This window comes from Hylemonella sp. W303a, assembly GCF_046452315.1.
In the GTDB taxonomy this organism is placed as follows: Bacteria; Pseudomonadota; Gammaproteobacteria; order Burkholderiales; family Burkholderiaceae_C; genus Hylemonella.
In genome coordinates this window covers 305,057-328,280 of sequence record NZ_JBKFDG010000002.1, presented here as the reverse complement: position 1 = coordinate 328,280, position 23,224 = coordinate 305,057, and the positions used below count along the sequence as shown (strand labels likewise).

At 65.1% G+C, this 23,224-nt stretch carries 21 protein-coding genes and 1 riboswitch; of the genes, 6 read left to right on the top strand and 15 right to left on the bottom strand.

Annotated features, from left to right (window positions below; translation table 11 throughout):
• Nucleotides 1-30 precede the first annotated feature (30 nt).
• A complete protein-coding gene (locus tag ACLBKS_RS05180; RefSeq protein WP_410191725.1) occupies nucleotides 31-1,911 on the top strand; it encodes a diguanylate cyclase in 1,881 nt (626 codons plus the stop codon).
• A 112-nt stretch (nucleotides 1,912-2,023) separates the two neighbouring features.
• Here ACLBKS_RS05180 and ACLBKS_RS05175 read toward each other — a convergent pair whose 3' ends face one another.
• The 6 genes from ACLBKS_RS05175 to ACLBKS_RS05150 form a co-directional block, all read right to left on the bottom strand.
• Nucleotides 2,024-2,977: a thiamine phosphate synthase gene (locus ACLBKS_RS05175; RefSeq protein WP_410191724.1), complete on the bottom strand. Its 954-nt coding sequence runs from the start codon at nucleotides 2,975-2,977 to the stop codon at nucleotides 2,024-2,026.
• Between the two features lie 229 nt (nucleotides 2,978-3,206).
• Nucleotides 3,207-4,004, bottom strand: coding sequence for a thiazole synthase (locus ACLBKS_RS05170; protein WP_410191723.1), 798 nt, complete (start codon nucleotides 4,002-4,004; stop codon nucleotides 3,207-3,209).
• Nucleotides 4,005-4,027: 23 nt separating this feature from the next.
• Nucleotides 4,028-4,225 carry a sulfur carrier protein ThiS gene (gene thiS, locus ACLBKS_RS05165; RefSeq protein WP_410191722.1) on the bottom strand — a complete coding sequence of 66 codons (198 nt, stop codon included), beginning with the start codon at nucleotides 4,223-4,225 and terminating at the stop codon, nucleotides 4,028-4,030.
• The gene (locus ACLBKS_RS05160; RefSeq protein ID WP_410191721.1) at nucleotides 4,222-5,415 is read right to left on the bottom strand and encodes an FAD-dependent oxidoreductase; all 1,194 of its coding nucleotides are present in this window, start codon (nucleotides 5,413-5,415) and stop codon (nucleotides 4,222-4,224) included. Before ACLBKS_RS05160 ends, thiS begins: the two co-directional genes overlap by 4 nt.
• Nucleotides 5,416-5,509: 94 nt before the next feature.
• Complete coding sequence (thiD, locus tag ACLBKS_RS05155) at nucleotides 5,510-6,346, bottom strand: bifunctional hydroxymethylpyrimidine kinase/phosphomethylpyrimidine kinase (protein WP_410191720.1); 837 nt, start codon at nucleotides 6,344-6,346, stop codon at nucleotides 5,510-5,512.
• A 5-nt stretch (nucleotides 6,347-6,351) separates the two neighbouring features.
• On the bottom strand, nucleotides 6,352-7,626 hold the full coding sequence (locus ACLBKS_RS05150) for a purine-cytosine permease family protein (RefSeq protein ID WP_410191719.1): 1,275 nt from the start codon (nucleotides 7,624-7,626) through the stop codon (nucleotides 6,352-6,354).
• A 60-nt stretch (nucleotides 7,627-7,686) separates the two neighbouring features.
• A riboswitch (TPP riboswitch) is annotated at nucleotides 7,687-7,795 on the bottom strand.
• 195 nt (nucleotides 7,796-7,990) lie between these two features.
• On the opposite strand from ACLBKS_RS05150, the gene ACLBKS_RS05145 reads away from it, so the two are divergent.
• Nucleotides 7,991-9,529, top strand: a complete 1,539-nt coding sequence (locus ACLBKS_RS05145) for a methyl-accepting chemotaxis protein (RefSeq protein WP_410191718.1) — start codon at nucleotides 7,991-7,993, stop codon at nucleotides 9,527-9,529.
• Here ACLBKS_RS05145 and ACLBKS_RS05140 read toward each other — a convergent pair.
• Nucleotides 9,526-10,011, bottom strand: a complete 486-nt coding sequence (locus tag ACLBKS_RS05140) for an Lrp/AsnC family transcriptional regulator (RefSeq protein WP_410191717.1) — start codon at nucleotides 10,009-10,011, stop codon at nucleotides 9,526-9,528. The two genes, ACLBKS_RS05145 and ACLBKS_RS05140, sit on opposite strands and share 4 nt — an antisense overlap.
• A 104-nt stretch (nucleotides 10,012-10,115) precedes the next feature.
• Between ACLBKS_RS05140 and aceE the strand changes: the two genes are divergently transcribed.
• Nucleotides 10,116-12,815: a pyruvate dehydrogenase (acetyl-transferring), homodimeric type gene (aceE, locus tag ACLBKS_RS05135; RefSeq protein ID WP_410191716.1), complete on the top strand. Its 2,700-nt coding sequence runs from the start codon at nucleotides 10,116-10,118 to the stop codon at nucleotides 12,813-12,815.
• A 66-nt stretch (nucleotides 12,816-12,881) separates the two neighbouring features.
• Here aceE and ACLBKS_RS05130 read toward each other — a convergent pair whose 3' ends face one another.
• The gene (locus tag ACLBKS_RS05130; RefSeq protein WP_410191715.1) at nucleotides 12,882-13,277 is read right to left on the bottom strand and encodes a TfoX/Sxy family protein; all 396 of its coding nucleotides are present in this window, start codon (nucleotides 13,275-13,277) and stop codon (nucleotides 12,882-12,884) included.
• Nucleotides 13,278-13,454: 177 nt separating this feature from the next.
• On the opposite strand from ACLBKS_RS05130, the gene ACLBKS_RS05125 reads away from it, so the two are divergent.
• From ACLBKS_RS05125 to ACLBKS_RS05115, 3 genes are all read left to right on the top strand, one after another.
• Nucleotides 13,455-15,203, top strand: coding sequence for a methyl-accepting chemotaxis protein (locus ACLBKS_RS05125; protein WP_410191714.1), 1,749 nt, complete (start codon nucleotides 13,455-13,457; stop codon nucleotides 15,201-15,203).
• A gap of 183 nt (nucleotides 15,204-15,386) precedes the next feature.
• Nucleotides 15,387-15,626 (top strand): glutaredoxin family protein, encoded by a 240-nt coding sequence (locus ACLBKS_RS05120; protein WP_035611270.1) that lies wholly within the window; start codon nucleotides 15,387-15,389, stop codon nucleotides 15,624-15,626.
• An 88-nt stretch (nucleotides 15,627-15,714) separates the two neighbouring features.
• Nucleotides 15,715-16,158, top strand: a complete 444-nt coding sequence (locus ACLBKS_RS05115; RefSeq protein WP_410191713.1) for a hypothetical protein — start codon at nucleotides 15,715-15,717, stop codon at nucleotides 16,156-16,158.
• Between the two features lie 198 nt (nucleotides 16,159-16,356).
• Here ACLBKS_RS05115 and ACLBKS_RS05110 read toward each other — a convergent pair whose 3' ends face one another.
• From ACLBKS_RS05110 to ACLBKS_RS05080, 7 genes are all read right to left on the bottom strand, one after another.
• Nucleotides 16,357-17,454 carry an NAD(P)/FAD-dependent oxidoreductase gene (locus tag ACLBKS_RS05110; RefSeq protein ID WP_410191712.1) on the bottom strand — a complete coding sequence of 366 codons (1,098 nt, stop codon included), beginning with the start codon at nucleotides 17,452-17,454 and terminating at the stop codon, nucleotides 16,357-16,359.
• A 74-nt stretch (nucleotides 17,455-17,528) separates the two neighbouring features.
• On the bottom strand, nucleotides 17,529-17,858 hold the full coding sequence (fdxA, locus tag ACLBKS_RS05105; protein WP_410191711.1) for a ferredoxin FdxA: 330 nt from the start codon (nucleotides 17,856-17,858) through the stop codon (nucleotides 17,529-17,531).
• A gap of 57 nt (nucleotides 17,859-17,915) precedes the next feature.
• Nucleotides 17,916-19,214, bottom strand: a complete 1,299-nt coding sequence (locus ACLBKS_RS05100; RefSeq protein ID WP_410191710.1) for a sulfate adenylyltransferase subunit 1 — start codon at nucleotides 19,212-19,214, stop codon at nucleotides 17,916-17,918.
• A 109-nt stretch (nucleotides 19,215-19,323) separates the two neighbouring features.
• Entirely contained in the window at nucleotides 19,324-20,301 is a 978-nt protein-coding gene (gene cysD, locus ACLBKS_RS05095) for a sulfate adenylyltransferase subunit CysD (RefSeq protein WP_410191709.1), read from the bottom strand.
• Between the two features lie 18 nt (nucleotides 20,302-20,319).
• Entirely contained in the window at nucleotides 20,320-20,991 is a 672-nt protein-coding gene (locus ACLBKS_RS05090; protein ID WP_410191708.1) for a phosphoadenosine phosphosulfate reductase family protein, read from the bottom strand.
• Entirely contained in the window at nucleotides 20,988-21,380 is a 393-nt protein-coding gene (locus ACLBKS_RS05085) for a DUF934 domain-containing protein (protein ID WP_410191707.1), read from the bottom strand. The genes ACLBKS_RS05090 and ACLBKS_RS05085 overlap by 4 nt, the downstream gene beginning before the upstream one ends.
• A 14-nt stretch (nucleotides 21,381-21,394) precedes the next feature.
• On the bottom strand, nucleotides 21,395-23,212 hold the full coding sequence (locus ACLBKS_RS05080; protein ID WP_410191706.1) for a nitrite/sulfite reductase: 1,818 nt from the start codon (nucleotides 23,210-23,212) through the stop codon (nucleotides 21,395-21,397).
• Nucleotides 23,213-23,224 lie beyond the last annotated feature (12 nt).

Below are 23,224 nucleotides of genomic sequence, written 5' to 3'. Positions count from 1 at the left end.
TGAACCGAAAGCGGGAACCCGATCATGCCCATGCGCCAGCTCCGTGTTCCCCTCTTTTGGCTGGTCTCGGGGTATGCCGGGCTGGTGCTGATCTTGGCTTGGCAGCTGGTGCGAGGCCATGACTTGGCCTTGGAGCGTGCCAGCGACCATGCCGACCATTTGGTGCAGACGCTGGATGCCCAGCTTTCCGGCGGACTGCGCCGGGTGGAAAGCAGCCTGCACCAGATCGCGCAACGCCTGCCGCGCGCAGCCTTGAACCAGGATGCCCGCGGCGCACACGCCAGCGATGTCTTGAACCTGCTGCGCTCCTATCAGGAGAGCTTTCCCGAGTTGGGGCAATTCTTCGTTTGGGACCGCGCGGGCCGGCTGCTCTACGGGACATCTTCGCAGCCCGGCAGCGCGACCTTGTCCGAGATGGGGGCTCAGACGGCATTGCGGGTCCTGCGCACGCAAACCAAGGCCAACATCCTGTACGCGGACGCGCTGGACATGGCCAGCATGTCTGCGGACCGTCTCGCGGTCGATGTCTACGCGCCGGTTCGCGATGGCTCGGGCCGCCTGGTCGGCTTGGTCAACGCCACTTTGAATCTGGCGCATTTCCGGCGTTGGTTCATGGAGATGGACTTGCCGCCCGACAGTCTGCTGGGCGTCTTTGGCAGCCGGACCCACAAGCCCTTGATGCAGCACCCCTTGGACCCCGGCTTCAGTTTTGGCCTGTCGGCGGGCGAGGCGGTGCAGCGTCGCGTCAACGCGGGTGAAGTGGCTGGGCGGGCGCACCATACCCCGGCGTTCGACGGTCTGCCCCGCCTTTACGCCTTCCGCAAGCTGGAGGAGCACCCCTTCTACGCCGTGGTCGGGATGTCCGAGCGGGATGCCTTGAAAGGCTGGCACGGGGAACTGCTGTTCATCACAGCCGCAGTGGTGCTGCTGGCGGCGTTGTTCAGTTTCGTGCTGGTGCGCATGCGCGCCATTCAGGTGCAGCGCATGGCGGCGCGCCGGCAAGCCGACGAGGCCTCGGCCCTGCTGCGCGATGCGCTGGAAAGCATCTCGGTGGGCATCGTGATCTACGACGCGCAGGACCGTCTGGTCATGAGCAACCAGGCGATGAAGGATCTTTACCAAGAGATTCGCCACCTGCTGGACCAGCCCGGCATTCAGTTCGAGGACCTGATGCGGGCGGCGCTGGCCAGCGGCCTGTTTCCGCAAGCGCAGGGCCACGAGGAAGCATGGCTGGCCGATCGCATGCTCGCGCGTCGCTCCGCAAGCGGTCTGCCTTATGAGCAGGCCCTGAGGGACGGGCGCTGGGTGCAGTACAGCGAACACCGCACCAGTCGCGGCTATCTGGTGGGCAGCCGCATCGACATCACCGAGCGCAAGCAGCTCGAAGCCGAGCTGCGCGAGCAAGCCAGCACCGATGCCCTGACTGGACTGGCCAACCGTCGGCATTTCATGCAGAGCCTGGAAAGCGAGCTGGAACGCGTGCGCCGCCGCAACACCCTGCGCGCTTGCGTGTTGATGCTGGACCTGGACCACTTCAAGCGCGTCAACGACCAGTATGGCCATGCGGCGGGCGACAGCCTGCTGCGCCACTTCGCCGATCTGCTGCGCGACGAGCTGCGAGGCACCGACACGGCAGGCCGCCTGGGGGGCGAAGAATTCGCCGTCATCCTGCCGGGCAGCGGCATGGACGATGCGCGCGTCTGGGCACAGCGTCTGTGCGACGCCGTGTCCGCTCGTCCCCTGGCTTGGGGGGCGCGGCACATCCGCGCGACGGTCAGTGTCGGGGTCGCCATTCTGAGTCCGGACGACGGGGCCGCGGATGCCGCCCTGTCGCGCGCCGACGCGGCGCTCTACCGCGCCAAGCAAGCCGGACGCAACCGGGTGGAGCTGTCGTCCCCCTTGAGCGGCTAACGCTGCGTCTCCCCTGACTGCCAAGTTGCGGTCGCTGGAGGGCGCACTCGGCGTCTAAGGCATTGTCAGCTTCGCGAGTGCCCTGACCTTTGAAGTTCGGGGGGCGTCTTTGTTATGCGTCCCAGGCTGCCATCAATTGGGCCGCCGCCTCTTCCGGGTTCGCCTCGGCCGTGATGGCGCGCACCACGGCCAGGGAGCCGACGCCGGTGGCACGGATCACTGGCAACTCTGCGGCCGAGATGCCGCCGATCGCCACGCCGGGGTAGCCCGCCTTGTGCAGCAGTCGCGCGTAGACGGCCAGCCGGCCTGGGCCTTGCGGCGCCGTGGCCATTTGCTTGAGCGTGGTCGGGTAGACCGCGCCCATGGCGATGTAGCTGGGACGCAGCGCGGCGGCGCGCTTCATTTCGGCGTAGCCGTGGGTGGACAGGCCCAGGCGCAGGCCCGAGGCCCGCAGGGTATCGAAGGCCGATGCCATGGCTGCGGCGTCCATGTCTTCCTGGCCCAGGTGCACGCCCAGGAATTCGAGGTGGCTGGCGTCGCCCGACAGTACCTCCAAGGTTTCACGCCAATGGTCATTGATGAAGAGCAGGCTGCGTGCGCCGCGCTGCCGGTTGGCCGCGCTCACCGCCTCGATGGCCACGCGCACTTCACGCCGCACGGCCTGCGGGTCCTTGGATTTGAATCGCAATTGCAACGTGGGCACGCCGGCTTGGGCCATGCGGCCGACCCACTGCGCATCGGGCAGCACAGCGTAGACGCCCAGCCGCGCAGGGCATGCCGCGAAGGCCTGCGCACCGTCACCACGCGTTTGCAGGCCGAAGTCCACCGCTTCGACGGGCCAGACATCCGGGTCGAAACGACCGGTGCGCCGTGACTGCGCGAGCCACGCCAGGGCCAGGCATTGGGCGTCGATCTCGATGAAGCCCAGCGCCAGCGCCGCTTGCAGTGCGGCACGGTAGATGGGGTCATCGCTGCTGTAGCGCGGCTGCGGCTGACCCACGACGGGTATGGCCTTGTCCGGGTGCGCCGCGACGATGGCGCGTGCGTTGGTGGTCAGAGTTGTCACGTCGATGGCGCTTTCACGTTGAGCAAAGCTTGTACCGCAAGAAGCGATTGAAACGGGGAACGCCGTGGAACCGGCAAAGCCTTAGCCACTGGCGTTGCCCCCTGCAAGGGGCTGAGGGCTGCGGCTCCAAGCCTGCCTGTGCAGGCTTGGACAGTCCGAAGAGCCTGTGCCTCTGGCGCTGGCGCGTGGGGCGTAGCGCCCAACGAGGCGCGTAGCCTGGGGGTGTTCGTCATGCATGCCAAAAGGGCGTGCCCAACACCGGCGTGGAGGGTTGGGCGGCTTCTTGTTCGTCCATCGCGCCGCCCAAGTAAGCGGCGCGCCCTGCCTGCACGGCGTTGGCGAAGGCGCCCGCCATCGCCACCGGGTCACGCGCCAGGGCCACGGCGGTGTTGAGCAGCACGGCGTCGTAGCCCCACTCCATGACCGTGCAGGCGTGCGAGGGACGGCCCAGGCCCGCGTCCACGATCAGGGGGACTTCCAGACGTTCGCGCAACTGGCGCATGGCGTAAGGGTTCACCGGTCCCTTGCCGGTGCCGATGGGCGCGGCCCAGGGCATCACGGCTTGGCAGCCCACGTCCACGAGGCGTTGGCACAGCACCAGGTCTTCCGTGCAGTAGGGCAGCACCTTGAAGCCGTCCTTCAGCAGTTGATCTGCCGTGTCGACCAGCTTGAGCGTGTCGGGTTGCAAGGTGTAGTCGTCACCGATCAGCTCCAACTTGATCCAGTCGGTCTCGAAGACTTCGCGCGCCATCTGCGCCGTGGCGATGACTTCTCGCGGGCTGTGGCAGCCCGCCGTGTTGGGCAGCACGGGCACCCCCAGCTTGCGCAGCATTTGCCAGAAAGCCTGGCCGCTTTCCGGCGACACCGAGCCCGCGCCCTGGCGGCGCAAGGACGCGGTCAGCATGGCGGGTTGTGCGGTTTGAACGGCCGTTTCCAGCACGGCGGGCGAGGGATAGCGCGAGGTTCCCAGCAGGAGACGGCTAGGGAAGGCCTCGCCGTAGAGGACCAGTGGGTCGTCATGGATCATGTCGTTCTTCATACGGCCTCCGTTCATCCGCCGGTGACGGGAGAAATGATTTCAACCTGGTCGCCGTCGCGCAGCGCGTGGTGCGTGTACTGCGTCTTGGGCACGAACTGCGTGTTGACCGCGGCCGCGAAAGGCGGCTTGGCCTCGATGGCCGCGACGGCGTCGGCCAGCGTGGCGTCGCCGTCCAGTTCATGGGTTTGTTGGTTGATGAGCACTTTCATGCCGCGATCCTGAGTTCAAGTTGCTCGGCGAGCGTGTGGTGGTCCTGCTCGACGATCTCCAGCGCCGCGTCCAGCAGAGCGGGTGAGATCATGAAGCCATGGCGGTAGAGGCCATTGATGCGCATGACCGGCGCGCCGGGGCCACGCGTCACACGGATTTCGGGCAGATTGTCCGGCAGGGCCGGTCGGCAGTGCGCTGCGATCTCGATGATGCGTCCCTCGGCGAAACCCGGGTGCACGGCATAGGCCGCGCTCAGCAGCTCCAACGTCGACCGCACGCTCGGCGGCGACATGTCATCGCTCTCGATCTCGGTCGCGCCGATCACGTAGAGGTGATCCTGCTTGGGCGCGATGTAGATCGGATAGCGCGGGTGGATCAGCCGCGTGGGCCGCGTCAGCTGCACCTCGGGCGCGTAGACCCGCGCGACCTCGCCCCGCACGCCGCGTAAAGCGGCGTGCGCTCCAACTCCGTCGCCGCGTAAAGCGGCGCGCGTGACATGTCCACCGCCACCGGAAGCAGGTGGCGTCGGCGCACGGGCGCCCAAACCTCGGCAGTCGAAGACCCAGTCCACCGGGCCGTCTTCTGGGCGAGGCCCTTCATCCGGCGCGCGCCGGCTGTTCCAGTGCAGCGTCACGCCCAGGGCCTGCAGCTCGTGCAGCAAGGCGGCCAACAGTTGCCGGTTGTCGAGCTGGCCCTCGCCCGGCAGGTACAGCCCCTGCGTGAAGCGCCGCTCCAGACCCGGTTCGAGCGCGTGCACGCCGTCCGCGTCCAAGGTCTGCAAGGTTGGTAGCCGCGGGTTCTGCTCGTTCGTGGTCCGCAGCAGTTGCGCGAAGCGCCGGGCTTCAGCCGCGTCCTGCCGGTGCCACAGGATGAGCGTGCCCTCCTGCTGGAAGAAAACGGGCCGACTCAGTTGGGCCAGCAACTCGGGCCAGCGGGTCAGCGCATAGCGTCCCATCTCGACGACATTGCGTTCGGTGATGGCCGACTCCGCGAGTGGCGCCAGCATGGCCGCCGCCACACGGGCGGCCGCGCCTGAGGCCACGCCTGCGGGGTCGGTGGCCGCGTCGGCGGGCGCGGCCTCGTGCACCGTCACGCGCCAGCCGCGGCGCGCGAGCTGCCAGGCCAGCAATCGGCCCATGAGGCCGGCGCCGAGCACCAGGGCCGAGGAAGAAGCGCGCGCTGTTGGCATGGTCTCTTTGCGTTTCTGTGTTGCTGGTTTTCTGCGTTTGTGGGTTGGTGCGGTGAAGCGAGAAGGCGTTGATCGGTCGGCGTTCGTCGCCCGTTCAGCCCAGCACCTGCATGACCACCGGCGCGTAACCGTGGTTCAGAGGACCATGGCCCGCGCCGCCGTTCAGACCGCCGGTGCGCACGTCCTTGCCCGCCTGGATGGCGCCCAGTATCCAGGTGCGGGCGTGCCGCACGGCATCTTGCAGCCCATGGCCGTGCGCGAGGTAGGACGCGATGGCCGACGACAGCGTGCAACCCGTGCCATGCACGTTGGTGCTAGCAATGCGCGCGGCCTTGAGGTGCAGCGGTGCGCCGTCGCACGTCAGCAGCAGGTCCACCACCTCGTCGCCGGGCAGATGGCCGCCCTTGAGCAGCACATTGTTGGCGCCCAAGGCCAGCAGTTCGCGCGCCGCGCCTTCCAGCGCCGGTACGCCATCGATCTTGTGGCCCAGCAGCAGTTCCGCCTCGTCCAGATTCGGGGTGATCACGGTGGCGAGCGGGAAGAGTTGCTCAACCAGCACGCTCACTGTCGCCTCAGCGATCAGCCGGTCGCCGCTGGTGGCCACCATCACCGGGTCCAGCACCACGCGTTCGATCCCGTAGTGGCGGATGGCCCAGGCCACGACTTCGACGATCTCGGGCGCGTGCAGCATGCCGATCTTGAGCGCGTCCACGCCGATGTCTTCGACCACCGCCTGAATCTGGGCCTTGAGGAACTCCGGTGGCACCGCGTGAATGCCGGTGACGCCCTGCGTGTTCTGCGCGGTCAGCGCGGTGATGGCCGTCATGCCATAGGCGCCCAGCGCCGAGATGGTCTTGAGGTCTGCCTGAATGCCTGCGCCGCCGCCGCTGTCCGAGCCAGCGATCGACAGCACGCGCGCATAGCGTTTCATGGTCGTCATGCCTTGCCGCGGCTGAGGTAGGCGAGCGCGAAGCTGAACGCCAGCGCGGGCAGGGCCGAGCCGGTCTGGAAGCCGACCACAGGCGTCAGCATCGGCGCGCCATGGTAGACCGCGATGCCAGAGAGCCAGATCAGCAGGGGCCCCACGTGCACGGCCCGCGCGCCTGCGAGCAACTGGACGGTGTTCGCGCCGAAGGCCAGGCGCCCCAGGATCACGCCGAACAGCGGGACGAAGACCGAGCTCAGCATCAACAGGAACGGCTCCAGCGCGTGCATGGGCAGCACCAGGGCGCAGGCCGTGCAGGCGGCGGTGATGATGAAACCCCAGAAACGGATGCTCTTGTTCGGCCGCAGGCTGTGGCTGGACACCGCGCCCGAATAGGCGTCGCCATAGGCGTTGTCCACCTCGTCGATCAGGATGAGCGAGAGCGCGATCAAGCCGCCTTGGGCCAGCAGCAGCGCGTTGACGAGGTTGGCGCTGGGCAGCGTCAGCACCACCAGCACGCCCAGGCCGTAGCACCACATGTTCGCCAACGCATACCCCAGCCAAGTGCCGCGCAGCGCCGATTTGCCGTCGCGCCCATGGCGCGCGTAGTCGGCCACCAGGGGCAGCCAGGAGATGGGCATGGCGATCACCAGGTCCAGCGCCGACAGCACACCCATGCCGCCTTCGCCCGGACGATTCCACAGGGCCGCCAAACCTTGCGCATTCGCCATCGACAGGAACTGCCAACTCAGCCACAGCAGCGAGAGCACCACCAGCGGCAGCGCGAAACGTGCGATCAGTTTGCGCACCAGGGTCACCATGGAGCCGCTGATCAGCAGGGCGACGATCGCGCCCCAGAACAGCGTAGCGATCCAGGGCGCCCAGCTGGCCGAGGCCCCGGTGATCGCCACGCTGGCGTCTCGCATCACCACCAGCTCAAAGCTGCCCCAACCGATCAGTTGAACGATGTTGAGCACGATGGGCAGCATGGCGAAGCGTCGGCCGTAGACCGCGTGCATCAGGCCCGCGCTGGCCAGACCGCTGTCCGCGCCCAGCTTGGCCACCGAGCCCAGCAGGAAGGCACCCAGGAGGGAACCCGCGACGATGGCGATCAGTGCCTCGCGCGTGCCCAGCGCGGGCATCAGGTAGGCGCCGACCTGCATGACCAGCAGGCCCACGCCCAGGCTGAACCAGAGCGAGGCGTGGTCTTGGAAGCCGAAGGCGCGGCGGTCGGCTGAAATGGGGGTGATGGCGTCGTTGACGCTCTTGTTCGATGCGAATGCCATGCGTTAATTCCGAAATAACGTAGGCAGGTGGGCTGGGCTCCAGCGTGCGGTGTCTTGAGAGGACAACTGGAGCGGCTTCCCTGCGCGAGGATTACCTCAATCAGGTTCAAAGGGACTTTCTCAGTCACCGCGTGTCTTGCGACGCGCGGCAACACCCCTAGCGGTTGCGCCCCACCACGATGAGCGGAGCGCGAGCGGGATTTTACGGCGCCTTGGTAACCCCCCGCCGGCTTGTTTTTTCGATTCTTGACGGCGGTCAGTCCCGCGCCGTCGGATTCCCGCCATTCATGCCTTGCGCCATGCCTTGCGGGCCCGCGGGGCATGGCCCACACTGCCCGCCACAACCGGACTCCAGGAGAGGGCGATGAAATTGAGCTTGAAGCTGGCCTTGTCGGCCCTGAGCGCGCTGGCCTGCGCGGGCTCGCTGGTGGTGGGCGCCGTTGGCTGGATCGCCGCCGAGCAAATGACCGACCAGCTCAACACCGCGACGTCCATGGGCGATGCGATGCAGAACGCGGCGCTGGCGGACATGATGCATGACGCCATCCGTTCCAGCGTTTTGCAGGGTCTCCTGGCGGCCCAGGCCCAGGACGCGGCTGGTTTGGCCGAGGCGGTCAAGGAACTGGACGAGAGCGCGGCCACCTTCAACCAGCACCTGACGGCCCTGCAAGCGATCGATCTGCCCCCGGAGATCCGCGCCAAGGTCACGGCCGTTCTCCCCCAGGCACGTGCCTATGCGGAGATGGGTGCCCGACTGCTGCGCCAGATGGGGACCGATCTCCCGGGAGCGCAGGCTGGCATGGAGAAATTCCACGACTCCTTTGAACTTCTGGAAAAGACACTGGCTGAACCCAGCGACATGCTGGAAGCCCATAACAAGGTCGTGCGCAGCGAAGGAGAGCAAGTGGCACGCCAGGCCCACCTCTGGGTGTTGGTGACCATGGTGTGCGCCGCCGTCGCGGTGTTGTTGCTCTGCGCTCGCATCATTCGCCGCGTGCTCGGCGGACTGGCCGTGGCGGGCCGACTGGCTGAAGCCGTGGCGCAAGGGGACCTGAGCCGCGAGGTGGACCCCGATCGCGGCTACACCGAAGTGCGCGTGTTGCTCACGCACCTGACGAACATGAACGAAAGCCTGCGCCGCTTGGTGCGCAGCGTGCAGCAGGCTGCCGAATCGGTCGCCTCGGCGGGGATTCAGATCGCTTCGGGCAACAACGACTTGTCCTCTCGCACCGAAACCCAGGCCAGTGCCTTGCAGCAGACTGCCTCGGCCATCCAAGAGATGACGGTCTCGGTGCGCGAAAACACGGCGCAGGTGATGCGGGCCAACGAGCAATCCACCCGCGCGCGCCAGGTGGCGGGGCAAGGTGGCGAAGCGGTGGGGGCTTCGGTGGAGACCATGCGGCGCATCGAGGACTCATCGCGCAAGATCGTGGACATCATCGCCGTCATCGACGGCATCGCCTTCCAGACCAACATCCTGGCGTTGAACGCGGCGGTGGAGGCCGCGCGCGCGGGCGAGCAGGGGCGGGGCTTCGCGGTCGTGGCCGGTGAAGTGCGCAGGCTGGCCCAGCGTTCCGCCACGGCGGCCAAGGAAATCAAGGAGCTGATTCTGGGCAGCGTGCAGGAGATCAGCGCTGGCGCGAGCCAGGTCGGTGGCGCGGGCGAGACCGTCAGCGAGGCGGCCGTGGCCATCGGGGACGTGGCCTCCCACATGCAGCAGATCGCCCATGCCATGGAGGAACAATCCCGTGGGGTGGCCCAAATCAGCGAGGCTGTTGCCCAGATCGACCAGGCCACGCAGAAGAACGCGGCGTTGGTGGAGGAATGTGCCGCCGCCGCGCAAAGCCTGCGCGATCAGGCGCAGAGCTTGGTGAGCAGCGTGGCGTCCTTCCGCTTGGCTTAGACCGGACGTTGCACGGCGTTGGTGGGCAGAGGCAGCGCCGTCTTGTAGCGCACCTGCTTGAGCGCGAAGCTGGAGCGGATCTTGTCGATGCCGCTGATGGGGCTGAGCTGTTCCAGGATGAATCTCTCCAGCGCGCCGATGTCGGGCAAGGCCACGCGGATGAGGTAGTCGGAATCCCCCGTCATCAGGTAACACTCCATCACCTCGTCGTGCTCGGCGATGCGGCGCTCGAAATCAGCCAGGTCCTCCTTGCTTTGCGATTTGAGGCTGATGGAGATGAAGACGTTCAAGCCCAAGCCCAACTTGTTGGCGCTGGCAATCGCCACGTAGCGCTCGATCACGCCGGAGGCTTCCAAGGCCTTGACCCGCGCAAGGCAGGGCGAGGGGCTCAGATGCACGCGCCGGGCCAGTTCCACGTTGGACAGTGCGCCGTCGCGTTGCAACTCGTCCAGAATCCGAAGATCGGTGGTATCGAGGTTCATTGGGCCGTTAATGATGATTATTGAAGCATTTTATGCTGCTGATGTAGATTGGGTAAGCACATTTCGGCAGCCAATTTTGCTCGTCTCTCCCTACATTCAAGGGCATGAACATGTCCGACACCGACCCGCAAGAAACCGCCGAATGGCATGACGCGTTTGCCGCGTTGATCGCTAGCCAGGGCGCCGAGCGCGCCCGTCATATCCTGAACAGCTTGGCCGAGCAGGCCCGCGCGCAGCGCATCGGCTGGCAGCCCGAGCTGGCCACGCCGTATGTGAACACCATTGCCGTGGACGTGCAGCCCCCGTTCCCGGGTGATCTGGCGATGGAGGAGCGCTTGGCCTCGCTGATCCGTTGGAACGCGCTGGCCATGGTGGTGCGTGCCAACCAAGCGTATGGCGAACTGGGTGGCCACATCGCGAGCTATGCGAGCGCGGCCGATTTGTTCGAGACGGGCTACAACCATTTCTTCCGGGCCCGTGGCGAGGCCTCGGCGCAGGCCTGCGACCCGGCGAGCCTGGGTGACCTCGTGTTTTTCCAGCCCCATAGCGCGCCGGGTGTGTACGCACGGGCCTACCTGGAAGGTCGTTTGACCGAAGACGATCTCGCCCACTATCGGCAAGAGCTGACCTCGCCGCTGGCGCGCACTGGCCAGGGCGCGCGCGGCCTCTGCAGTTACCCGCATCCGACATTGATGCCGGACTTCTGGCAGTTTCCCACCGGTTCCATGGGCATCGGCCCCATCAGCTCCATCTACCACGCACGCTTCATGCGCTACCTCACGCACCGCCGTCTGCTGGACTGCACGGGCCGCAAAGTCTGGGGCGTGTTTGGTGATGGCGAGATGGACGAACCCGAGAGCATGAGCGCGCTAACCCTCGCGGCTCGGGAAGGCCTGGACAACCTGGTGTGGGTCGTGAACTGCAATCTGCAGCGGCTGGACGGACCCGTGCGTGGCAATGGACGCATCATCGACGAGCTGGAAAAGCTGTTCGCGGGCGCGGGCTGGAACGTCATCAAGCTGCTGTGGGGCAGTGACTGGGATGGCTTGTTTGCGCGCGACACCACGGGCGCCCTGGCGCGTGCCTTCGCGAACACCGTGGACGGTCAGATGCAGACCTTCGCCGCCAAGGACGGCCGCTACAACCGCGACACCTTCTTCGGTCAGAGCCCAGAGCTGGCCCGCTTGGCCCAAGGCATGACGGACGAGCAGATCGACCGCCTCAAGCGCGGCGGGCACGACATCGTGAAGATCCACGCCGCCTACGCAGCCGCGGCGGCGCACCGGGGCCAGCCCACGGTCATCCTGGCGCACACCAAGAAAGGCTACGGCATGGGCAGCGCCGGCCAGGGCAAGATGACCACGCACAGCCACAAGAAGTTCGACGAGACCGATCTCATCGCTTTTCGCAACCGCTTCAGCCTGCCGCTGAGCGATGAGCAGGTCACCTCCCTTTGCTTCTACAAGCCCGCCGACGACAGCCCCGAGCTGCGGTACCTGCACGCGCAGCGCCAGCGACTGGGCGGCTACCTGCCTCGGCGCTTCAGCGACTGCGCCCCGGTGAACGTGCCATCGCTGGACAGCTACGCGCCCTGGGCGCTGCAGGCGGATGGCAAGGAGATGAGCACCACCATGGCTTTCGTGCGCATGCTGGGCAATCTGCTCAAGGACGGAGAACTGGGGCCGCGCGTGGTGCCCATTGTGGCGGACGAGGCCCGCACCTTTGGCATGGCCAATCTGTTCAAGCAGGTCGGCATCTACTCCAGCGTGGGGCAACGCTATGCGCCGGAGGACATCGGCTCGGTGCTCAGCTACCGCGAGGCGCAGGATGGCCAGATCCTGGAAGAAGGCATCAGCGAAGCCGGCGCCATCGCCAGCTGGACGGCTGCCGCCACCAGCTACAGCGTGCACGGCCTGGCCATGCTGCCCTTCTACATCTACTACAGCATGTTTGGCTTTCAGCGTGTCGGGGACGCGATCTGGGCCGCGGCGGACCAGCGGGCACGCGGCTTCCTGCTCGGGGCCACCTCGGGCCGCACCACGCTGGGCGGCGAAGGCCTGCAGCACCAGGACGGCAGCAGCCACCTGGTGGCGGCCACCATCCCCAACTGCAAGGCCTACGACCCGGCGTTCTCGGGTGAACTGGCCGTCATCCTCGACCACGGCATGCACGAGATGCTCGTGGACCAGAAAGACGTTTTCTATTACGTCACCCTGATGAACGAGAACTACGCGCAGCCGGATTTTCCAATGGGGTCGGCATCGGATGCCGTGCGTGGATGCTACAAATTCAGGAGCTACTCATGCGACGGCGACGGCGATGGCAACGATGCTGGCGATGCCGGAGACAAAACGCGTGCACGCGACCGGCCCAGGGCGACGTCAGCGGCCACGGCAAAACCGCAGGTCACGCTGATGGGTTCAGGCGCGATCCTGACCGAGGTCATCCAAGCCTCGCAACAGCTGGCGGAGCAAGGGTTCCACGTGGACGTGTACAGCGTCACGAGCTGGAGTGAATTGGCCCGCGACGGTCTGGCCTCTGTGTCCGAAGGCGCCACGCCTTTCGTGGCTGACCAACTGCGAGCGAGCCACGGCCCCATCATCGCCGCCACCGACTATGTGCGTGCCGTGCCGGAGAGCGTGCGGGCCTATCTGCCGATGGGTCGCAGCTACACCACCTTGGGCACTGACGGCTTTGGCCGCAGCGACACGCGAGCCGCCTTGCGTGAACACTTTGGTGTGGATGCGGCGAGCATCGTGCAAGCGGCCCGAAAGGCCTGCGCGATCGACCCACTGGGCGCCTGAAGCTGCTCGTTCCAGGGCAGCGTGCTTTCGGTCTGCGTGCCGATGCGAGAGCTGTGTGTCGACGGCTCAGCCGCCGTTCTGGTGCTGCTCCAGCGCGAGCAGCAGGCTAGTTCGGTGCTCTCGAGCCACGGTTTGCCACGGCAAGGACGACAACGCGCCTTCCAGCGCCCACAATAGGTTGAGCGTGGCCTGGGGCGTGTGCTGCTTCACCCTGGCATAGGCCGCGACAGAGCCCAGGCTGCGCAGATCGGCGAGGGACGTGATGCCCGCCGCGATCAGCGCTTGCGCTGATTTCGGGCCCAAGTTGAGTTGCGCTGCAAGCTCTGTCGCGACCGAGTCGGCAACCGAGTCGGCAACCGAATCGGCAAGCGAGGGCGCAGACTTGCGCGCGGGAGTCGAGCGGCGCTTGCCCACCCGCTGTCGCGGCGAGCCTCGGGAGGAGGGCGTTGCTGGTGTGCTCAAGCGAGGCTTTCTTTGGGATTGGATGGGGGAGTTGTGAACACTCCCTGTGTCGGGCGTGATGCAAATTTTCAAACCGGAACACCCTTCCCAGTGTTTTAACCCAATCCGAGAATGAATCGGCACAGGATTTCCGCCAGCGGGCAGGAGTCTGTTCTGTCGATTCAACAAGGAGGCACCATGAAAAGCTGGACGATGAAACGGCGCTTGGTTTGGGGTTTTGGTTTCATCTTGACCATCAGCGTCGTGATCGGCATCAACACCATCGTTACCCTCGCAAACCTCAACAGAACTTTGGATGAACTGACTCGAGACCGCATGGTCACGGTCAAACTTCTGAATTCGATCAAGGTCAACATGCTGGATACATCGCGGCATTTGCGTGACTACGTGATTGCCGACGATGCCGCTCAAAAAGAAAATTTCAAGAAAAAGCTAGACGACAACGGCAAGGAAACCAACAGTTTTCTTGATCAGTTGGATAAATCCATATCAGATCCTGCGGGGCGTGAATCACTCGATCGCGTGAAGAAAGCGCGTGAGATTTATCGCAGCAACCGGGTCGCTGCATTGAAGGCGGCCGATGAGGGTAACAAAGAAAAGGCCTTCTCCTTGCTGCTCAACGAGCTAACGGCCCAACAAGGAGAGATGCTCAAGGCCCTGGGGGAAATGACATCGGGTCAGGAAAAATTGATGCAAGATGCCGCTGACAAGGCGGGCTCTTCGGCTTCCATCGCCACCACCTTGATGTCCGGTGGGGTGCTGATTTTGGTCGTCCTGGGTCTATGGACCGCGCACAGCGTCATTCGTGCATTGGTTGGACCGATGGAACACGCACTGCACATCGCGAGCAAGATTTCCGAAGGCGATTTAACGCAGCGCGTGCAGGTTCAGCGCGAAGACGAGGTTGGCAAGGTGCTCAATGCCATGTCTCGCATGCAAGAGTCTCTCATTCGTGTCGTGGGCAAGGTCCGCAACAGCTCCGATTCCGTGTCAAACGCCAGCGCCGAAATCGCCAGCGGCAATCAAGACCTGTCGAGCCGAACCGAGAGCCAAGCCAGTTCGCTGCAACAAACAGCTGCGAGCATGGAAGAACTGGGATCGACGGTGCGCCAAACCGCCGAAAGCTGCGCCGAGGCAAACCAGCTCGCCAAGAGCGCCAGTGGTGTCGCCACGCAAGGCGGTGAAATGGTGGGCAAGGTGGTGGAGACCATGAAGGATATCCACCACAGTAGCCAGCGCATCGCCGACATCATCGGCGTCATCGACGCGATTGCCTTCCAGACCAATATCTTGGCCCTCAATGCGGCGGTGGAAGCCGCGCGCGCCGGTGAACAAGGTCGAGGTTTCGCGGTGGTGGCTAGCGAAGTGCGTGCGCTGGCGGGGCGTAGTGCCGCAGCCGCCAAGGAAATCAAGGAACTCATCACCACCAGCGTGGCGAAAGTGGAGCAAGGCAGCACCCAAGTTGACCAAGCCGGACAGATCATGCAGGAAGTGGTGAACAGCATACGCCGCGTCACCGACATCGTGGCAGAGGTCAGCGCAGCCAGCGCGGAGCAAAGCGCGGGGGTCAACCAAGTCGGTGAAGCGATCGGCAACCTGGATCAGACCACGCAGCAAAACGCGGCGCTGGTTGAAGAAATGGCGGCAGCCGCAGCCAGCCTCGAAGTTCAAGCGAAGGATTTGGTTGAAACCGTCGGGGTCTTCAAAATCTCCGCGCAAGACACCGGCGGGGTGAGCCATCGTGCCTCTGTTCAAGAGTCGGCGATGGTGAACGCTCCTCCACAGACGCATTGGAAGCCGTCAACCTTGAAGAGGAGTCCCACGGCAAAGATCGAGCCCGCGCGGACGGCGTTGCCGAGCCAGCGCGTCGCGGTCGCCAAGGCTGAAGCCACCGCAGAAGCCGATGCGGATTGGGCGTCCTATTAGTGCCCGGGGGCAGGAGCGCGCCGGCGGTGCGCTCGGTGAAGCGGAAATTGTGCGCGGGCAGTCCGCATGCACGAAAGCTCCCAAGTCGTCCAGGAGCAATCGCCGCGCGTATCGCAGATCAGCGAAGCCATCGAAAGGGGCCTCGATGCCCGTGCGAATCGCGCCCTCGCTAGACTCACGGGCATGAACCTGAAAATCACTGTCTATTCAAAATCCGCCTGCCAGCAATGCGACACAGCCAAGATGCTGCTCAAGAGCCGCTCGCTGCCTTTCGAAGAAATCCGCATCGATGACGAGGCCGAGCGCCTCGCGTTCTACGAGAAGTGCGGCCCGTCCGTGCGCCAGATGCCGCAAATCTTCATCAACGACCAGCGCGTGGGTGGGGTGGCGGGTCTGCAGGCGGCGTTGGCGCAGTTGAAGTGAGGTAGGTAGCTCACTTTGATATAGCGCCTCCTTCTTTCAGAGAGCTTGAAGGTCATACTGATCGTCTTTGACCTGGCGGGGTAACCAAGTGGCTCAAGAAAAATCCGCCCGGGGGGCGCTTGATTCGAAAATGTCGAAAGAGAAATCGGAAAACTTGTCGCAGGGTCGCAGTCTTCAGACCAGAGTCGAGATTGTTATGGTGCTTGTTGGCCTCTTAATCATGTTTTGGGTTTCTTTTCTTGGAAATCGAAAATACGATCAGGCCGTGGAGCGCGCCCAAAGTTGCTTGCAACGCAATGGAGAACAAAAGACAGTTCAAGGAGTTGTCAAGAAGGCAGGACAGGATTTTTTTGCTCATGGCAGCCATTGGCACTATCTAGAGCATGTCAAATCGCGGAGCCTTGGAAAGGCCGTTTTGAGCGAGAACATTGGACAGCCAGTTTCGGTTGAGCTGTGCAAAAACGACGTAATTGCTTATACGGTTGACCGTAAGCGATTTGTGAAAATTTTCGTCGACGATAACGGCAAATAACTCCGGCGGCGCAGGTAGAGAAGTGGCTGCTGCCCGTCTGAAGCGCGAAGCCGAAGGCCATCCCCGTATGAGCGCGCTGGGGGCAGGCACGGTGCGGCTCTCGCACGAAGCCACAAAAAAGCCCGCACGAAGCGGGCTTGGTTCTTCTGGTTCAGCCCTTCGACCCTTCGACGAGCTCAGGGCGAACGGGCTTGAGGATCAGTCAAACACCGGCGACTCCACCCCCAGCACCTTGTGCAGCTTCGGGCTGGTCGTCGTGTACTGCAGGTGCACCTTCTTGTCCGGGTTGATGAAGGGCATGGCACCGAAAGCCGCCAAGGCGCATTCGTGGAAGCCGCTGAGAATCAGCTTCTTCTTCCCCGGATAGGTGTTGATGTCACCCACTGCGAAGATGCCTGGCACGCTGGTGCTGAACTTTTCGGTGTCGACCACCAGCTGCTTGCGCTCGATGTCCAGCCCCCAGTCGGCGATGGGCCCGAGCTTCGGCGACAAGCCGAAGAAGACCAGCAGCACGTCCAGCGGCACCACGCGCGTCACGCCATCGCCGCCCGTCACTTTCACGGCCGCCAGCTTGCCGTCCTTCTCTTCGAAGTCCGTCACTTGGCCCACCACGAACTGCATTTCGTAGGCGTCGCACAGCTCCTTCATCTTGGCCACGCTCGCGGGAGCGGCCTTGAAACCGTCTCGGCGGTGCACAAGGATGACGCTCTCGGCCTTGTTCGGGCCTTCCGCCGTGAAGTTCAGCGTCCAGTCCAACGCGGAGTCACCGCCACCGACGATCAGCAGGTTCTTGCCCGCGAAATCAGCCGGGTTCTTGACGCGGTAGTGGAGTTGCGTGCCGGTGAACTTGTCCAGCCCATCCACCTTCAGCGTGCGCGGCTCGAAGGCACCCACGCCCGCGGCGATGAAGATGGTCTTGGTGATGAAACGCGTGCCCTTGTCGGTCTCGACGTCAAAGCGGCCGTCCTCGCGCTTGTGCACCACGGTCACGGTTTGACCCAGGTGGAAGGTGGCGCCAAAGGGTTCAATCTGCTTGAGCAGCGATTCCGTCAGTTCCAGGCCCGTGCAGACCGGCACGGCCGGGATGTCATAGATGGGCTTGTCGGGATACAGCTCGATGGGCTGGCCACCGGGGTAGGCGAGCGAGTCGATCACATGGGCCTTGACTTCGAGCAGGCCGAGTTCGAAGACCTGGAACAGGCCCACGGGGCCCGCGCCGATGATGACGGCGTCGGTCTCGATCACGGGGGCGTCGGGGCCGCCCGCATGGGTTTGGAACGGGGTTTGAAACTGCACGGTAGCGTTGAGGACGAGCCGGGTCGGCTCAGTGTTGAAAAATCAGCGTCAAAGCGTCAGGCTGGCGCCGAGGGTCAGCGTTGCAGCTCGGACAGCTTGCCAGTCTTGTCCTTCCACTCGTCGGCGTCGGGGAGGGCGGCCTTGCGCTTGGTGATGCTCTTCCAGCCCGGCGCGCGCGCCAGCTCGGCATTGAGCTTGATCATGTGCATCTGGCCGGACGGCACGTCTTCCTCGGCGTAGATGGCATTGACCGGGCATTCGGGGATGCAGACCGCGCAGTCGATGCACTCGTCCGGGTCGATGGTCAGGAAGTTCGGACCTTCGCGGAAGCAGTCGACGGGGCAGACATCGACGCAATCGGTGTATTTGCAGCGGATGCAGGCTTCAGTGACGACGTGAGTCATTTGTAGTTCTGGCTGGGTGGAAACCCGCGATTTTAAAGGATGGGGCTCGGGAGGGACTCAGGCTGCGGCTGGCCTCACCAGAACCGCCCCGGCGGTCTTGTGGCTGGCGGTGTCGACCAGGATCAGCGAGCCCAGCACACGTGCCTGGGCAAAGGGCAGGACGGTCAGCGGGGCTTGCAGCGCCAGTTCCACATGGCCGATGCTGTTGGCTTCGAGTTGCTGGGCTTCTTCCTCGGCCAAGGTCTGGATGTTCAGGCGGTGCGCGATGCGCGCCACCTTGGCCTTGACCCAGCGGTGACCGTGCAGGGCCCAGTAGACCCGGCCCGGCACCAGCGGTTCATCGTCCAGCCAGGCGACGGTGGCCTGCAGCGTCTGGGTGGCGGGAGCATGGGCAGTCGAGAGCAGCCAGTCGCCCCGCGACACATCGACTTCGCGGTCGAGCACGATGCCAGCGCTGTGGCCCGCGCCCACGGCCCCAGGTTGGCGGACATGGTCCAGCACCTGGGCCACCTTCGCGGCTTGGCCACTCGGAAAGACCTTGATCTCGTCGCCTGCTTGCACCGCGCCTGCGGCCACGCGGCCCCAAAACACGCGGCGCCCTTGCGAGGTGTCGGCGGAGGAAGAGAACTTTTCAACCCACTGCACGGGGAAGGCAAAAGGCAGGGCATGGTCAGCGGCGGTCGTGGGCAGCGCCTCGAGGATCTGCAGCAGGGTGGGGCCGTCATAACCGCACCAGGCGGCCTGTTCGGCCGCGTCCACCACGTTCCAGCCCTTGAGCGCGGAGACGGGCACGGTCGCGTGCACATTCAACCCTGCGTTGCGCGCGAAGGCGGTCAGTTGGGCGCTGATGTGCTGGAACGCCAGTGCCGCGTCTTCCACCGCGTCCAGCTTGTTCACCGCGAACACGATGCCCGGCACGCGCAGCAGTTGCAGCAGCAGGCTGTGGCGGCGGGTCTGGGGCAGCAGGGCAAGGGACGGGTTCTTCCAGTCCAGCTTGGTCGCGTCAATCAGCACCACGGCCGCGTCGGCGCTGGAGGCGGCGGTGACCATGTTGCGCGTGTACTGCTCATGGCCCGGCGCGTCGCCGATGATGAATTTGCGGGTTTCGGTGCTGAAGTAGCGGTAAGCCACGTCGATCGTGATGCCCTGTTCGCGCTCGGCCGTCAGGCCATCGGTCAGCAGGGCCAGGTCGGTCTGGCCCTGGCGCTGCACGCCTGCCAGGTGGTCTTGCAGCACGGCCCGGGTGTCGACCAGCAGGCGTCCGATCAGGGTGCTTTTGCCGTCATCCACCGAGCCGCAGGTGATGAAGCGCAGGGCCGATGCGGTGCTGAGATTTGAGAGGGTCGTTGCGGTCATAAGTTTCCTTTTCGAGGCCTCCCGTGGAACCGGCTTCGCCGGGCCACCGGGAGCGCCCCCTGCAAGGGGGGTGGCGGAGCGCACACCGTGCGCGCAGCCTGGGGGTGTTTCAAAAATACCCGTCCTTCTTGCGCTTCTCCATCGAAGCCTCACTGGTTTGATCGTCCATGCGGGTCGCGCCGCGTTCGCTGACTTCGGCGGCCAGGGTCTCGATCACGATGTCGTTGGCATTCGCGGCGGTGCTGGCCACGGGGCAGGTGCAGGTGATGTCGCCCACGGTGCGGAAGCGCACGTCGCGCGTGACCACGGTTTCGCCGGCCTTGGGGGGGGTGAGTTCGGTCACGGGCACCAACAGGCCCTTGCGTTCCACCACCTGACGCTGGTGCGTGTAGTACAGGCTGGGCAGGGCCACGTTTTCGCGGGCGATGTATTGCCACACGTCCAACTCGGTCCAGTTGCTGATGGGGAAGACGCGGAAATGCTCTCCCGGCGCCAGGCGGGTGTTGAACAGGGTCCAGAGTTCGGGACGTTGGGCCTTGGGTTGCCATTGGCCGAAGCTGTCGCGGTGCGAGAAGATGCGCTCCTTGGCGCGGGCCTTTTCCTCGTCGCGCCGGGCACCGCCGATCAGCGCGTCAAAGCGGAATTCCTCGATGGCTTCCAGCAGGGTGACCGACTGGTGCACGTTGCGGCTTTCGCCAGGGTGGGCCAGGCGCACGGTGCCGCGCTTCATGGAGTCTTCCACGCTGCGCACGATCAGCTCGGCGCCGAGCTCCTGGGCGCGCTGGTCACGAAAGTCGGTCACCTCGGGAAAGTTATGACCCGTGTCGATCATCAACAGCGGGTAGGGCAGGCCGCCACCAGAGGGGCCTTCGCCTTTCTTGCCAAAGGCCTTCTCCGCGCACTTGAGCATCACCAACGAATCCTTGCCGCCCGAGAACAGCAGAGCCGGACGTTCGAAGGTGGCGGCCACCTCGCGCAGGATGAAGATGGTTTCCTCCTCAAGCGCGTCGAGGTGGGAATTGCTGAGCTGGTGCCCCGCAGGGGCCAGGAGTTCCGGCCGAATGTCGAGGGGTGGGCGTGCGTTCATGACCTTGGTCGTCTCCATTCAATGCGCGATGTGCAGGCCGCATTCGCGCTGCGCTTCACCCTTGGTCGGGTCCACGTAGTCGAAGTTGTTCGGTAGGCCATGGGTTTGGCAGTACTGGTGCAAGTCCTTGGACGACCAGTGCAACAGCGGCGCGACCTTGATCAGGCCATCGGGGTTGATGCTCACCGGCTCCATCTGCGCGCGCACGGCGGAATCGGTCGCGCGCAGCGCGGTGAACCAGACCTGGGGTGCAGTCTCGCGCAGGGCGCGGGCGAAGGGCTCCAGCTTCACTTCTTCCGTGAAGGCGGCGTGACGCGGATCGTCGAGCGCGGGCACGGGGCCTTCCACGGCCTCGCGGTGGGCACGCGTGCGACGCGGCAGGTAGATGCGCAGGTTCAGCCCGAGCAGGCGTGTGACTTCGTCGGCGTAGCGGTAGGTGGCTTCGGTGTTGTAGCCGTTGTCCATCCAGACCACGGGCACGTCCGGTTGCACGCGGGTGACCAGATGCAGGATCACCGCCTCGAAGGGGCGGAAATTCGTGGTGACGATCGCGGTCTTGTTCAGGCCCAGCGCCCAGGCCACCAGGGCGGGCGCATCGTGGCCGTGTTGGGCGTTGACTCGCGCGAGATCGGCAGCGCTGATGCCACTGTCCGCCTTGACCACGCTGGCGGGGTTCAGGCGGCTGTTCATGCGGTCTCCCGCGCGAAACGTGGTTGTGGCAACACGGCGTCGCCCTGGTAGTAGGACGGGAAGCGTGCGAGTTGGCGTTGGGCGGTGACCAAGTCCTGGCCTTCCTTCAGCACGGCCTGCGTGAAACCGTTGCGCGCTATCAGCGGCAACTGGTCGGCCAGCACGTCGCCGGTGGCGCGGATGTCGCCCTGGAAGCCCAGGCGGCGGCGCAGCAGGAAGGCCTGGCTGTGCGCGCGGCCATCGGTGAAGGCGGGAAAGTGCAGGTCGACCCGTTTCACGCCGTCGAGTTGCGCGGTGCGCGGGTCGGCGTCGTTGGGCAGCACCAGCACCTCGGGGGAGCTGGCGTCGCTGGCCTGAGCCTCGTGGGCGGTGATCAGTTGCAAGGGCATGGTGGTCTTGGGTCTCAGGCGGTGGCGGTTTCTTCGGTGTCCGCGTTCGGGTGGCGGGCCTGTTGGCCCGCTTGCTTGAAGGGATCAATGCCGACGCGCCGCAAGGTGTCGATGAACAGCTCTTGGCGGCCGTCGGCGCCGGTGGCGCGCAGCTCGCGGTAGGTGTCGAGCAGGGCTTCGATCACGTCCGGCACTTCGTGCGAGGAGAAGGATGGGCCAATCACCTTGCCCGGCACGGCCGCGCCGGACAGGTCTTTCCCATCCGATCCACCGACCGTCACCTGGTACCACTCCTTGCCGTCCTTGTCGACGCCGAGAATGCCGATATGGCCGCTGTGGTGGTGGCCGCAGGAGTTGATGCAACCACTGATGTGCAGGTCGATCTCACCCAGGTCTTCCAGTTCGTCCAGGTCTTGATAGCGCACCGTGACGGCTTCGGCCAACGGCAGCGAGCGAGCGTTGGCCAGGTCGCAGAAGTCGCCGCCGGGGCAGGCGATCATGTCGGACAGCAGGCCAATGTTGGCCTTGGCCAGGCCCAGGCGCTTGGCCTCGCGCCACAGCGCGGGTAATTGCGTGGCCTGCACCCAGGGCAGCAGCAGGTTCTGCTGGTGCGTCACCCGGGCTTCGCCAGCGCTGTAGCGCTCGGCCAACTCTGCCACGGCGTCGAGTTGCGCGGCGGTGGCATCACCGGGGGACTGACCAGGACGCTTGAAGGAAAGCGTGACGGCGCGCAGGGCCGGGTTCTGGTGCGCGTGCACGTTGCGCTGCAACCAACGCTGGTATTCGGCCTGTTCGGCGGCGGTCACGGGGGCCGCAGCTGCGCCGTCCACCTTCAGTGCCGGCGGCACGAAACCGGCGCTCACGCGCTTCAGCTCCGCGGCACTCACCGTGTGCGGGGCGCCATCGTGGCTGAGGATCTGTTGGTACTCGGCCTCGACTTCGTCCACGTAGCGCTGGCCTTCGGCCTTCACCAGGATCTTGATGCGCGCCTTGTACTTGTTGTCGCGGCGGCCCCAGCGGTTGTAGACGCGCACCACGGCTTCGAGGTAGTTGAGGATCTGATCCGCGGGCAGGAACTCGCGGATGACCGTGGCGATGGTCGGTGTGCGGCCCATGCCGCCGCCCACCAGCACCTTGAAGCCCAGCTCACCCGCGGCGTTCTTGACCAAGTGCAGGCCCACGTCATGCCAGGGCGTGGCGGCGCGGTCTTCGCGCGCGCCCGTGATGGCGATCTTGAACTTGCGCGGCAGGAAGGCGAATTCGGGGTGCAACGTGCTCCACTGGCGCATGATCTCGGCCCAGGGGCGCGGATCGGCGATTTCATCCACGGCCACGCCCGCGAGGGCGTCGGTGGTGATGTTGCGGATGCAATTGCCACTGGTCTGGATGCCGTGCATGTCCACGGTGGCCAGCAGGTCCATCACGTCCGCGCTTTGGTCCAGCGGAATCCAGTTGAACTGCACGTTCTGGCGGGTGGTGAAGTGGCCGTAGCCCGTCACCAGCTTGCTGCCGATGGCCTGGCCGTCGCGCAATTGCACGTCGCCCAGCTTGTTCTGCGCGGCCACGGCGCCTTGGAAGACTTCGTGACTGGGTTGGTCGTACTCCCGGGCGATGCGGGCCAGTACACGCAGCTGCGGCGCGGAAATCTCGCCATAGGGCACGGCCACGCGCAGCATGGGCGCGTGCCGCTGCACGTACCAGCCGTTTTGCAGGCGCAAGGGCCGGAATTCGTCTTCGCTGAGCTGGCCACCGAGGCGGCGTTGCAACTGGTCGCGGTACTGCTGGGCGCGCAGCCGGATGAACTGACGGTCGAAATCGGTGTACTGGTACATGGGCGCGAACTG

What these genes read in the sequence shown, in the direction of transcription:
- ACLBKS_RS05180 (WP_410191725.1), top strand. Translation starts at nt 31, where the DNA reads ATGCGCCAGCTCCGTGTTCCCCTCTTTTGGCTGGTCTCGGGGTATGCC.
- ACLBKS_RS05170 (WP_410191723.1), bottom strand. Translation starts at nt 4,004, where the DNA reads ATGATCCATGACGACCCACTGGTCCTCTACGGCGAGGCCTTCCCTAGC.
- thiS (WP_410191722.1), bottom strand. Translation starts at nt 4,225, where the DNA reads ATGAAAGTGCTCATCAACCAACAAACCCATGAACTGGACGGCGACGCC.
- ACLBKS_RS05160 (WP_410191721.1), bottom strand. Translation starts at nt 5,415, where the DNA reads ATGCCAACAGCGCGCGCTTCTTCCTCGGCCCTGGTGCTCGGCGCCGGC.
- thiD (WP_410191720.1), bottom strand. Translation starts at nt 6,346, where the DNA reads ATGAAACGCTATGCGCGCGTGCTGTCGATCGCTGGCTCGGACAGCGGC.
- ACLBKS_RS05150 (WP_410191719.1), bottom strand. Translation starts at nt 7,626, where the DNA reads ATGGCATTCGCATCGAACAAGAGCGTCAACGACGCCATCACCCCCATT.
- ACLBKS_RS05145 (WP_410191718.1), top strand. Translation starts at nt 7,991, where the DNA reads ATGAAATTGAGCTTGAAGCTGGCCTTGTCGGCCCTGAGCGCGCTGGCC.
- ACLBKS_RS05140 (WP_410191717.1), bottom strand. Translation starts at nt 10,011, where the DNA reads ATGAACCTCGATACCACCGATCTTCGGATTCTGGACGAGTTGCAACGC.
- aceE (WP_410191716.1), top strand. Translation starts at nt 10,116, where the DNA reads ATGAACATGTCCGACACCGACCCGCAAGAAACCGCCGAATGGCATGAC.
- ACLBKS_RS05125 (WP_410191714.1), top strand. Translation starts at nt 13,455, where the DNA reads ATGAAAAGCTGGACGATGAAACGGCGCTTGGTTTGGGGTTTTGGTTTC.
- ACLBKS_RS05120 (WP_035611270.1), top strand. Translation starts at nt 15,387, where the DNA reads ATGAACCTGAAAATCACTGTCTATTCAAAATCCGCCTGCCAGCAATGC.
- fdxA (WP_410191711.1), bottom strand. Translation starts at nt 17,858, where the DNA reads ATGACTCACGTCGTCACTGAAGCCTGCATCCGCTGCAAATACACCGAT.
- ACLBKS_RS05100 (WP_410191710.1), bottom strand. Translation starts at nt 19,214, where the DNA reads ATGACCGCAACGACCCTCTCAAATCTCAGCACCGCATCGGCCCTGCGC.
- cysD (WP_410191709.1), bottom strand. Translation starts at nt 20,301, where the DNA reads ATGAACGCACGCCCACCCCTCGACATTCGGCCGGAACTCCTGGCCCCT.
- ACLBKS_RS05090 (WP_410191708.1), bottom strand. Translation starts at nt 20,991, where the DNA reads ATGAACAGCCGCCTGAACCCCGCCAGCGTGGTCAAGGCGGACAGTGGC.
- ACLBKS_RS05085 (WP_410191707.1), bottom strand. Translation starts at nt 21,380, where the DNA reads ATGCCCTTGCAACTGATCACCGCCCACGAGGCTCAGGCCAGCGACGCC.
- ACLBKS_RS05080 (WP_410191706.1), bottom strand. Translation starts at nt 23,212, where the DNA reads ATGTACCAGTACACCGATTTCGACCGTCAGTTCATCCGGCTGCGCGCC.